This is a genomic window from Streptomyces iranensis (assembly GCF_017874715.1).
Lineage (GTDB): Bacteria > Actinomycetota > Actinomycetes > Streptomycetales > Streptomycetaceae > Streptomyces > Streptomyces iranensis.
This window is the reverse complement of sequence record NZ_JAGGLR010000008.1, coordinates 191,248-202,827: the sequence shown is the minus strand read 5'-3', so window position 1 is coordinate 202,827 and position 11,580 is coordinate 191,248. Positions and strand designations below refer to the sequence as shown.

The 11,580-nt window shown below is 70.7% G+C and carries 8 protein-coding genes; 7 read left to right on the top strand and 1 reads right to left on the bottom strand.

Going from position 1 to position 11,580, the window contains the following annotated elements:
* Nucleotides 1-44: 44 nt before the first annotated feature.
* The 4 genes from J2Z30_RS16315 (at nucleotide 45) to J2Z30_RS50930 (ending at nucleotide 6,428) form a co-directional block, all read left to right on the top strand.
* Entirely contained in the window at nucleotides 45-1,355 is a 1,311-nt protein-coding gene (locus J2Z30_RS16315) for an ABC transporter substrate-binding protein (protein ID WP_044571325.1), read from the top strand.
* Complete coding sequence (locus tag J2Z30_RS16310; protein ID WP_044571327.1) at nucleotides 1,343-2,299, top strand: carbohydrate ABC transporter permease; 957 nt, start codon at nucleotides 1,343-1,345, stop codon at nucleotides 2,297-2,299. The genes J2Z30_RS16315 and J2Z30_RS16310 overlap by 13 nt, the downstream gene beginning before the upstream one ends.
* Entirely contained in the window at nucleotides 2,296-3,108 is an 813-nt protein-coding gene (locus J2Z30_RS16305) for a carbohydrate ABC transporter permease (protein ID WP_044571329.1), read from the top strand. The genes J2Z30_RS16310 and J2Z30_RS16305 overlap by 4 nt, the downstream gene beginning before the upstream one ends.
* Nucleotides 3,109-3,185: 77 nt before the next feature.
* Nucleotides 3,186-6,428 carry a glycoside hydrolase family 38 N-terminal domain-containing protein gene (locus J2Z30_RS50930; protein WP_044571332.1) on the top strand — a complete coding sequence of 1,081 codons (3,243 nt, stop codon included), beginning with the start codon at nucleotides 3,186-3,188 and terminating at the stop codon, nucleotides 6,426-6,428.
* Nucleotides 6,429-6,593: 165 nt separating this feature from the next.
* On the opposite strand, the gene J2Z30_RS16295 is transcribed toward J2Z30_RS50930, so the two are convergent.
* Nucleotides 6,594-7,442, bottom strand: a complete 849-nt coding sequence (locus tag J2Z30_RS16295) for an AraC family transcriptional regulator (protein WP_044571334.1) — start codon at nucleotides 7,440-7,442, stop codon at nucleotides 6,594-6,596.
* A 123-nt stretch (nucleotides 7,443-7,565) separates the two neighbouring features.
* Here J2Z30_RS16295 and J2Z30_RS16290 point away from each other — a divergent pair, with 123 nt between their 5' ends.
* The 3 genes from J2Z30_RS16290 to J2Z30_RS16280 all read left to right on the top strand — a co-directional run bounded on the left by J2Z30_RS16290 (nucleotide 7,566) and on the right by J2Z30_RS16280 (nucleotide 11,443).
* Nucleotides 7,566-9,014: an MFS transporter gene (locus J2Z30_RS16290; RefSeq protein ID WP_044571336.1), complete on the top strand. Its 1,449-nt coding sequence runs from the start codon at nucleotides 7,566-7,568 to the stop codon at nucleotides 9,012-9,014.
* 278 nt (nucleotides 9,015-9,292) lie between these two features.
* Nucleotides 9,293-10,084, top strand: a complete 792-nt coding sequence (locus tag J2Z30_RS16285) for an AraC family transcriptional regulator (protein WP_044581558.1) — start codon at nucleotides 9,293-9,295, stop codon at nucleotides 10,082-10,084.
* A 174-nt stretch (nucleotides 10,085-10,258) separates the two neighbouring features.
* Nucleotides 10,259-11,443, top strand: a complete 1,185-nt coding sequence (locus J2Z30_RS16280; RefSeq protein ID WP_044571337.1) for a 4-hydroxybenzoate 3-monooxygenase — start codon at nucleotides 10,259-10,261, stop codon at nucleotides 11,441-11,443.
* Nucleotides 11,444-11,580: the final 137 nt, after the last annotated feature.

Here is an 11,580-nt window from a genome sequence, read left to right as displayed (position 1 = left end):
ACCGATAACTTACCAGGTCGGTGATTCCGTGACGAGGGGGTCAGATGGCGTCGATCGACATGCCAATCGACATGCCACGGGGGATGAGCCGGCGCCGGCTGTTGGCCGCCTCCTCCGCGGGCATCGCCGGCCTCGCCCTCAGCGCGTGCGCACGAGGTTCGATGAGCCGGCCCGCGCCCGCCGACGTGGTCTCGGTGTTCAACGACAACCCCACCTGGTCGCCGGGTTTCCGGGCGGCGGGCAGGAAGTTGCGGCCGCTGTCCGGCTTCCGGCTCGCGCCGCGGGCGGTTCCCAACGTCAGCAACTATCAGCAGATCGTGCGGATGTCGGCGCAGACCGACTCCACGGCGGATCTCCTCAAGTGGTGGAACGGGTACCGGCTGCGCGACATCGCCCGCGCCGGGATCCTCGCCGATGTCACCGAAGCCTGGGACGAGGCGGCCCGGCGTGGCTGGAGCGACGACAGCGCGTTGCGCGAGACCTTCACCCATGAGGGAAGGCAGTACGGCGTTCCGCTCTACAAGTCGTACTACGTGGTCTTCCACAGCCGGTCCGTCTTCAAGCGGCTCGGTGTGGACGTGCCGACGACATGGCAGCAGTTCCTCGACATAGTGGACGCCGCCCACGCCAAGGGCATCACTCCGATCTCCTCCGGCGGCGCGACCACCTGGGAGTCCTCGATCTGGTTCCAGCAGCTCGTCAACGGGCTCGACCACCGCTTCTACCTCGATCTCACGGCGGGCAGGGCCTCGTACACCGACGACGTGTGCCGGCGCGCGATGGCCCTGTGGAGCGATCTGTACCGGCGGGGCGCGTTCTCCTCGCCCGACGCGACGACCACGGACCTGCCGGGTCAGTTCACGCAGGGCCGCACCGCCATGTGCCTCTACGGCGCCTGGAACACCGGCGCGTTCCTCGACGCCGGGGTCAAGGACGCCGACCTCGGCGCGTTCCTGCTGCCTCCGCCGCCCGGCGGCAACCGCTCGGTGCTCGTGGAGAGCGGCGTACTGGCCGTGTCGGCACAGGCCCACAAGCGCGACGCCGCACTCGCCGTGGCCCGCGCCTGGCTCGACCCGGCGGTCCAGACGGCGTGGACGGGATTCCTCCGGGACACCTCCGCCGACCCGGGCGTCGTGCCGAACGTGGGCACCGTGCGCCAGGTCGCCGCCCAGGTGCGACGCGAACGGCCGAAGGAGGCCATCCGCTACTGGGAGGCATCGCCCCCCGTTCTGATCGAGGGGAACGTCCAGGATCTGAGCGCCTTCATGATCGACCCCACCCCCGCGAAGGCGACGCGGACCCTGACGAACATGCAGCACCGAGCCGACAAGGAGTGGAAGGTGTGGACGTCCTGACCACTGCCGACGAGGCAGCCAGCCGAACGGGGCCATACCGGCCCGAACCCCTCGTGCCCGATCCGCGCTCCGCCCGCTTCCGCGCCGCCGCCTGGGTGGGCGCGTTCCTGGCGCCCGCCGTGGCGCTGGTCCTGCTGCTCCTGGTCGTGCCCTTCCTGATCACCGCATGGCGCAGCCTCTTCGACGACAACGGCATCACCGCGCGGTTCGTCGGCCTGTCCAACTACACCGCGCTGTTCACCGACCCCGACTTCGGCCGGTCGCTGCTGAACACCGTGCTCTGGGTGGTGGGCACGCTGGTCCTTCCGGTGCTGCTGGGCCTGCTGCTCGCGGTGCTGACCCACTCGATGCGCTGGGGCGCGGTGGCCCGTACCGCCGTGGTCATCCCGTACGCGCTCTCCGGCTCGGCGACGGCCCTGCTGTGGACGTACCTGCTGAGGAGCGACGGGGCGGTCAACCAGACGCTGGGCGCGGTGGGGCTCGGCGGCTGGCAGCAGGAGTGGCTGCTGCACTGGCCGCTGAACACCCTCGTGATGATCGTGGCGACGACATGGCAGGCGACCGGGGCCTCGCTGATCCTCTTCCTGATCGGGCTCCAGACCATTCCCACGGACACCATCGAGGCCGCCCGGATCGACGGCGCGCAGGGCCTCCAGCTCTTCCTGCGCGTGATCGTGCCGCAGCTGCGGCCGATGACCGTCGTGGTGGTGGGCATGTCCATCGTCAACAGCCTCAAGACCTTCGACATCGTGTGGCTGCTCACCCAGGGCGGCCCCGGAACGGCCTCCGAGACGCTCGCGCTGACGATGTACCGGCAGACCTTCACCCTCAACCGGTACGGCTACGGCGCGGCCGTCTCCGTCGTACTGACGGTCGTCGTCATCGCCGCCTCCTGGCTCTACCTGCGGCAACAGGTGCGGCAGCGGTCGGGGGATGCCGTATGACGGGCAGAACGGCGCGCGGCGTCCTGGTCGCCCTGGTCTCCGTGCTGTGGCTGGTGCCGACCTGGCTGGTCGTCGTCAACGCCTTCACCCCAGCGAAGGAGTACACCGGATCCCCACGGTGGTGGTTCTCCTCCCCCGGGCTGTTCGCGAACATCCGCACCGCGTTCGAGAGCGCCGACGTCGGGCGGGGACTGCTCAACACCCTGATCTACGCGGTGATCGGCGGGGCGGTGGCGGTGACGATCGCGGCACTCGCCTCGTTCGCCGTCACCGTGATGCCGGTGCGGCGGCCCGGACTCTGGTTCTGGTTCATCTTCATCGGCACCGTGCTGCCCCTCCAGACGTTCCTGTCCCCGCTGTTCAGCGGGTACGCCACCACCGACCTCTACGACACCCAGTACGGCATGCTGCTGATCTACGTGGCGCTGACGATCCCCTTCGCGTTCTTCGTCAACCGCAACTTCATGCTCACCGTGCCGAGGGAAATCTCGGAGGCGGCCCAGCTCGACGGCGTGAACTGGCTGTCGATGTTCCTGCGGATCCACCTGCCGCTGGCCAGGAACGCGCTGCTGGCCGCGTTCATCTTCCAGTTCACCTGGATCTGGAACGACCTGCTGTTCGGCATCACCTTGTCGCTCAGCCCGAACGTGCGGCCGGTGACGGCCACACTCGCCGACCTCAACGGCAACTACGCCACGGTGGGGCCGCCCGTCGTGCTCGCCGGCGCGCTCATCGCCTCGGTGCCGACCGTGGTCCTCTTCTTCGTGTTCCAGCGCTTCTTCGTCAACAGCCTGCGGCTCACGGCCTGAACCTGCGGCTCACGGCCCGAACCCGCGGCTCACGGCCCGAAACGAACCACTGAACCACCCTGGGAGAGAAGACACATATGACGACGCGCGCCCTCGTACGCGACCGCCGCTGGTCCACCGACAAGGCCCGGACGAGCATGATCGGCCTCGCCGTCGCCGCCACCGCGCGGGCCGGCACCACGGAACTGCGGGCCCTGCCGGAACACCTCGTACGCCGCGATGGCGCCGGCGCCCGGCGCGGGGTGCGCATCCTCATCTCCGGCGAGACGCCTGGCCCTGGCGCTCCGGGCCATGACCAGTGGACCTTCCACGTGGAGATCGCGGGCCGTGGCCGGGTGCCCGTCGAGGTGCTGCCCGCGCCCGGCGGACCACGCCTCATGCTGCCCCTGGAACGCGACCGCCGCGACGTGCGCATCGAGGCCCGCAACGGCGACGCCTCGGCGGTGCTCGCCTTCGCGCTGGAACCACCGCGGGACTGGACGATCCACCTGGTCCACCACTCGCATCTGGACATCGGCTACACCGATCCGCAGGGCACCGTCCTCGGCGAACACGTCGCCTTCCTCGACTCCTGCCTCGACCTGACGCGTACCACCGACGGCTGGCCCGACGACGCCAGGTTCCGGTGGGCCGTGGAGTCACTGTGGTCGTTCGAGCAGTGGGCCGCCGTCCGGCCGCCGGAGCGGGTCGCGGAGTTCATCGAGCGGGTACGGGCCGGCCAGATCGAGCTGACGGCCATGCCGTACAACCTCCACAGCGACACCTGCTCCACCGACGAACTCCACGAACTGCTGCGACCGGCCCGCCGGGTGAGGGACACCTACGGGATCGACTTCCGCTCGGCCATGCAGACCGACGTGCCCGGCTCCGTCGCCGGGCTGCCGGACGCCCTGTCCCCCCTGGGCGTGCGCTACCTGTCGGTGGCGCACAACTGGGCCGGGCGCTCGGTGCCCACCACCAACGGCGGGGCGCGGTTGCCGCGCCTGTTCCGGTGGCGCGCCCCGTCGGGCAAGGAGGTGCTGGTGTGGATGACCGACAGCCCCCACGGCCTGGCCTACATGGAAGGGCCCGTGCTGGGCTTCGACACCTCCTACGCCATGGTGGACGACCTGCTGCCCGCCTATCTGACGTCGCTCGCGACCAACCCCTACCCGTTCCCGCCCGAGCTCCTCGGCTCACCGGCCCCCGCGCCGGGCGAGCGCGAGCCCTACCCGTGGGACGTGCTGCACCTGAGGGTGCAGGGCCACTTCGGGGACAACGCGCCGCCGCGGCTGATCCTCGCCGAGACCGTACGCCGCTGGAACGAGACCTGGGACAGCCCCCGGCTGCGGCTGTCCACCAACACCGACTTCTTCACCGACGCCGAGGCCCGCCTCGGCGACGCCATCCCCGCCTTCGAGGGCGACTGGGGCGACTGGTGGGTCGAGGGCGTCGGCTCGGGCGCCCGGCCCCAGGCCATGGTGCGCCGCGCCCAGTCCACCGTCACCGACGCCGCCACCCTGTACGGCATCGCCGCCCTGGCCTCCCCCGCCGGGCCCGGCACCGGCCTGGCCACCGCCGCCCGCGGCGGCGCCGACCAGGTGTACCGGTCGGTGTCCCTGTTCAACGAGCACACCTGGGGCGCCGCCGACCCGTGGACCCATGGTGACGCGGGCGGCGAGTCGGGCGAGCAGCAGTGGCACTGGAAGTACGGGTACGCGCTGCACGGCGACAACGACGCGGACACCTTCCTCGACCACGCCTCGGCCGCGCTCGGCGCCGTACTGCCCACCGCGGCCGGCGCCGACATGACGTACTGGGCCGTCAACACCACGGCGGCCGCACGCACCTCCGTCGTGACGGTGTTCCTGCGCGAGAGCCGTGTCCCGCTCACGAGCGCGGTGTCGGTGACCGACGGCCGCACCGGCGCGGAACTGCCGGTGGTCCAGGAGGCGCAGACCAACCCGGTCCACCGGGACGCCGGGCGGTGGCTGCACGTCCAGGTGCCCGGCGTGCCGCCGTTCGGCCTCGTACGGCTGGACGTGACGGTGACCGGCGAGGACGGCGGCAAGGTGGTGACGTCCCCCGCTCCGCTCCGCCTCGACGGGGACGAGGACGGTGAGGAGCGCAAGGACCGCGCCGTGCCCCTGCCCACCGCCGACGACCTGATCCTGGAGAACGCCCACCTGCGCGTCCGCATCGACCTGACCAGGGCCTGTGTGGCGAGCCTCGTCGAGAAGGCCACCGGTCGCGAACTCGTCGATCAGGACGCCGTCGTCGGCTTCAACGGCTACGTCTACGACACGTACACCACCGCGGGCGGCTACAACCACCAGGCCAACAAGACCACGGTGAGCGAGGAACTGGAGCTCCTCGGCTCCCGGACCCTGGCCCGCCCCGCCGTGCTCCTCGAACGCGTCGACGACGCGCTCGGCGGGCGCCTCACCTACGAGTACGCGGCGGACGGCGTCCGCCGGGCCCGCACCACGGTCGGCCTCGGCCGCGACGACGCCCATCTGGTGATCGACAACCGGTTCGACAAACCCGCCACCATGACGAAGGAGAGCGCCTACCTCGCCTTCCCGTTCGCGCTGTCGCGTCCCACGGTCCACTACGAGATCACCGGCGCCCTGACCGGCACCGGTCTCGCGCACGTGCCCGGCGCGCCCCAGCACATGCGTGCCATCAGGTCGTTCGTCTCCCTCACGGACGACGGCGGCCCCGTCGCCTGGATCACCAGGGACGCGCCGCTGGTCGAACCGGAGACCATCACCCTGCCCTACGCGCCCTTCCCCGACTCGACGTCGCCGCGACAGCCCGGCACGGTCTACTCCTGGGTGCACAACAACCTGTGGGACACCAACTTCCCGTCCCAGCAGGCGTTCCACACCACCTTCCGGTACGCGGTGGGCGTCCGCCGGCGCGGCGAGACCATCGACGCCGAAGCCCTGGCACTGCGCACCGCCTACGAGGTCGACCACCCGCTGATCGGTGTCCCGGCACACGGCGCCCCCGACACGGACCGGCCGGCCGAACTCGCGCTGCTCTCCGTTGACGACGCCCGCATCGCGATCCGGGACGCCGCCCCGGTGCCGGTCCCGGGTGACGACGGCGTCGACCTGCTGGTGAGGCTCCAGTCCTTCGCCACGGAACCGCGCACGGTCCGCCTCCGCTGCGGCTTCCCCGTCACGGCCGCGGAACGCGCCACCTACCTCGGCGACCCCGACGGCCCCGCCACCCTCGACGGCGACGACATCCTCGTGGACATCCCCCGCCTGGGCACCACGGCGGTACGGGTGCGCCTGGCCCCGCGGGGGCCGCGTCGTGGGAGCCACCGATAGCACAACGGCACTCCCCCGCGGGTGCGTTGCGCCCTATCCGCTCGGGCGCACCACCCGGGGCGGCGCAAGCGGTCGACGAGGCGCTGTCCGCCATGGCTCGCGCCTCGGCCGCTCTGCTCCGGGAGGCCGAGGCCGAACAGCGGCGCAGCGAGGATTTGAACGCGCTCAGCGAGGCCGACCAGCCCAGGCTGGATTGCGCATCCGATGGGATGAGACAGGCGGGGCGCGGGTGTTTGACGACGACGAACCGGAAGCCTCGCCGTTCAGGTAGCGCCCCGGGGAGGTGCCGACGGTCCGCCGGAACGCCGCGAGGAACGCACTCGGCGTCGCATAGCCCACGGTGTGCGCGACCCGGGAGACGGGCCGGCCTTCCGCGAGGAGGGAGAGGGCCGCGCGCAGTCGCGCATGGGTGCGCCAGCGGTCGAACGTCATGCCGGTGTCGCGAATGAACAGCCGGGTGAGGGTGCGTCGGCTCACTCCCACGGCCCGTGCGTGCGCCTCCAGGCCACGGGGGTCCGCGAGGTCGGCGAGCAGCGCCTCGGTGACGGCGCGTACGCGGTCGTCGGCCGGGGTCGGCACATCGATGGGCGTGCTCGGCAACGGGCGCAGCAGATCCAGTACGACTCCCTCGGCCCGCAGCCGGGCGTCGTCGGGGAGGTCGTTCCGTCCGAGGTGGGCGATCAGGTGGGCCAGCAGTCCGTCGACTCCGACTGGCGTGGGGTCGGACCAGTCCAGAGCGCACCGGTCGGGTTCGAAGTAGAGGCTGCACAGCACCGCGTCGCGGGTCGCGCCGGTCCGGTGAACGATCCCCGCGGGCAGCCACAGCGCCCGGGTGGGTGGCAGAACCCAGTAGGCGTCGTCGACGGCGACGCCGAGTACACCGCGCCGCGTCCAGGCCAACTGGTGCTGCGGGTGGGAATGCCGGGCGAACCACTGCCCGGACGCCAGCGGAAAGTGTCCGACGACGATGGCGCCGACCCCGGGCGGGACGGGCCCCACGATGGCCTCGGTCATGCCGCCCAGCGTATGTCCCCAAGGCGATACTGCCTGGCCTTGTAGCGCATCGCGGCCAGAACGGCCGGTGCATAGCGTCGCGGTATGACGATCCCTCATCCGCGCCGTGGGCGCCGCCACGTTATGGACGGGTCGCCGGTTACGGCGGCGGCCACCGCCACCGGCCGCCGTGGACCGGCCCTGGTGGTGCTGTGTCTGGTGCAGTTCATGCTCGTCCTGGACGACAACGTGGTGAGCGTGGCGCTCCCCAGCATCCGCGACGACCTCGGCTTCACCGCCGCCGGCCTGGCCTGGGTCGTCAACGCCTACTTCCTCGCCTTCGGCGGGCTGTTGCTGCTCTTCGGCCGCATGGCCGACCTGTGGGGCCGCAGACGGGTCTTCCTGACCGGGGTGGCGCTGTTCGGCGCGGCGAGCCTGCTCTGTGGGCTGGCGCGGGAGCCGTGGCAGCTTGTGGGCGGGCGGTTCGTCCAGGGCGCGGGAGCGGCCATGGCCAGTCCGGCCTCGCTGGCCCTGATCACCCTCCTGTTCCCCGGTGCCAAGGAGCGTGCCAGGGCATTCGGCGTCTGGGGCGCCGTCGCGGCTTTGGGCGGCACCTCTGGCCTGGTGATATCCGGCGCGCTGACCGGCCTCGCATCCTGGCGCTGGATCTTCCTGATCAACCTGCCGGTGGCCCTCGTGGCCCTTGCCCTGCTCCCGCGCCTGGTCCCCGAGAGCCGGGCCGGCCGCCCGGTACGCCTCGACGTACCCGGTGCGGTACTGGGTACCGGCGCCCTGGTGTCCCTGGTCTACGGGCTGCTCCAGGCCGAGTCGGGCTGGGGGCGCCCGGCCGCTGCCGGACCCCTGGTACTCGCCGTCGTCCTGGCCTTCGCGTTCGTCACGGTCGAGGCACGCACCGCCGAGCCGCTGGTACCGCTGTCGTTCCTGTCCTTCCGCGTCCGCGCCGTCGCCAACGGGGCGACCCTGCTGTTCTCCGCCGCCTTCTACGCGATGGCCTTCCTGCTGATGGTGCACCTGCAGACCGTGCTGGGCTACCGCCCCCTCGCGGCCGGCGTCGCCTACCTGCCCTACGGTGCCGGGATCCTCGCGGGTATGTGGCTCTCCTCCCGGGCGGTGGTCGGGCTCGGCATGCGCTGGACGCTCATCATGTCGTTCCTGATCAGCGCGGCCGGGCTGGTGCTGCTGTCCGGAGTTGCACCGAGCGACGGCTACGCCTCCGGAGTGCTGCCCGGCATGCTCGTCACAAGCCTCGGCTGCGGGCTGAGTCTGCCCGCCCTGACCGTCGCCGCGCTCACCGGCACGACCGAGGAGAACGCCGGCCTCGGCTCGGCCTTCCTGAGCTCGGTCCAACAGGTCGGTGGCGCGGTGGGCGTGGCGGTCCTGGTCGCTCTGGCAACCCACCGCGGCAAGGCCCTGGCCGCGACGGACGGCCCACGGCGTGCCGCGGCGGAAGGCTTCTCCTACGCGCTCTCCGTCGCCGCCGCCCTCCTCGCGCTCGGCGCCGTCCTCATAGCCGCCCTGCTCGGGAAGGACCACCACCCAGATCACGCACTCGATCAGAGGCTCAGTAGATGATGCCGTACAACGCACGACGCACCGAAGCCGCACCCGGAGGACGAGGGAAGCTCCTGTCGTCCATCGGCGCGTCTGTCCGGGCCCCGGCCCCGCGGCGCCAACGGGAAGCACCTCCCCGCCGCCCGCGACGGCGGCCGAGGCCGCACATGGCGCCGGACGCCACGCCGGCCGCTCATACCGGCATGGGCGGAACCATGTCCGCGGTGCTGCTCACTCGTCCCCCGGGCTCGGCCGTCGGCGCCCGAGCGGCCCCGGGAGCGGCGGTAAACTGGCGATCGATGCCGGAAACCCGCCAGCCCTTCCCACCGCCCCCGGCGACGCCGCGGAAGACATCACCTCGTAGCGGAGGAGGCTGGCTTCCGCACGGCTACCGCCTCGACGCCCACTCCCACGCCCAGGGCCAGCTGGTGTACGCGGCCGCCGGTGCCCTGGCCACCACGACCGAGCGCGGGACCTGGGTCGCCCCGGCCAACCGGGTGACGTGGACGCCGCCCGGTTTCGACCACTCCCATCGCTTCTACGGCAGGACCGACGCCCGGCTGGTCGTCATCCCGGCCGAGCTGTGCGACGCGCTCGTGGCACACCCCAGCGTGTTCGCGGTGAGCCCCCTGCTGCGAGAGGCCCTCCTGGCGCTGACCGATCGGCGGGAGGTCCGGCCCGGTGCCTATGAACGGTTGCGGGCGGTGGTGATCGACGAGCTCACCGCGACCCCCGAGCAGTCCCTGCACCTGCCCGAACCCCGCGACGACCGGCTGCGTGCCGTCACCGACCTGTTGCACGCCGATCCCGGCCGGACCACGACCCTGACCGAGCTGGGACGGGCCGCGGGAGCGAGCGACCGCACGCTGAGCCGTCTGTTCCACACCGAGCTGGGCATGAGCTTCCACCAGTGGCGCACCATCCTGCGCATCCACCACGCCTTGGTCCATCTCACCAACGGCCGGTCCGTCACCGACACCGCGACGGAGTGCGGGTGGTCCAACCCCTCGAGCTTCATCGAGGCGTTCACCGAGGTCGTCGGGCAGACCCCGGGCCGCTATCGGGCGGATCTGCGCGACGACGCACAGTAGTTGGCGGCTTTTCGGTATTAGGTGTCCATTCACCAGTGGGCGGCGGCCACGGTCGGGTCCACAGTGGTGATCGGCACGCCGCATCACCCGGGCGACACAGTCGTTCATGCCCCGGTTCATGCTCTGGCGTGTTCGACCTCTGCTTTATTCAGGCTTCAGGAGGCTGGGAAATACATGTCCGAAACAGTCGAGGACACCGCCGTGGTCATCGTGGGGGCCGGGGTCGCCGGACTGACGCTCGGCAATTTCCTGTTGCGCAACGGAATCGGCTGCGTCGTTCTCGAAAAGCGCAGCCGAGAGTACGTCGAGCGGCGACAGCGGGCCGGGACCATAGACAGCCGCGGAGTGCGTATGTTCCGCGCGTGGGGGCTCGAAGAGGTCGTGGAGAGTTTCGGCGCTCCGGACGAGTCGATAAGTTTCCGGATGGACGGAGAAGAGTTCACGAACGATCTATTCAACAACGAAGACGGCGACTTCGACGATATGGTGTTCTGCCCTCAGCAAGTCCTCGTCCGGAACCTCACGGACGCTTTCCTGCGGGACGGCGGAGACCTTCGTTACGAGTCCGTCGGCATCTCCCTCGAAGACATCGACGGCGCGCAGCCGCGAGTCCGCTACCAGGACGCCACCGGTGCGACACGGGTCGTCAACTGCGACTATCTCGCCGGCTGCGACGGCTACCACGGGGTCAGCAGGGAATCCATCCCCGCCGACGCCCTTACCCGTTACTCCTACGACTATGGGTACGCCTGGCTGAGCATCCTGGCCGACGTGACGCCGGACCCCGCGGGCATGGCGATCCATTCCCGCGGCCTGGCGGGAATCATCCCCCGTGGCACGACGGCCAGTCGTCTCTATCTCCAGTGCGCGCCGGACGACACCCTCGAGCAGTGGCCGGACGAGCGCGTCTGGAGCGAACTGGAAGCTCGTTTCGGCATTCCCGTGGCGACCGGCCCGGTCCTCCACAAGCAAATCCTGCCGCTCCGGAGTGTCGTCTACAGCCCCATGAGCCACGGCAGGCTGTATCTGCTCGGAGACGCGGCGCACATTGTCCCCCCGATGAGCGCGAAGGGAATCAACCTCGCTCTCCACGACGCGGAAGTGTTCGCCCGCGCCGTCATCGCCCGGATTCAGAAGGACGATCCGGCCCTGCTCACCGGCTACTCGGAGACCTGTCTGCGCCATGTCTGGAACTACCAGGCATACGCGGCATGGATCACCGAGCTCATGCACAACGCCGGTGACGCCTCCTACGAAGGAGAGTTCCGCAAGCAGACCGCCCGAGCGGAACTGGAGCGCCAGTTCACCTCTCCCACGGCGAACCGCCTTTTCAGCGAATTCGCCGCCGGGGTGAATTAGGGCACGGGGTGGGTGAATGAGGGCTCCGGACGCCGAAGGTCAACCGCCGCCGTCGAGGTACCGGGACGCGGATGGGTCTGGAGCGGACGTTCCGGGTTCTGTTTGACTGCCTCCTGTACTGAGCCGGTCCAGGAGGG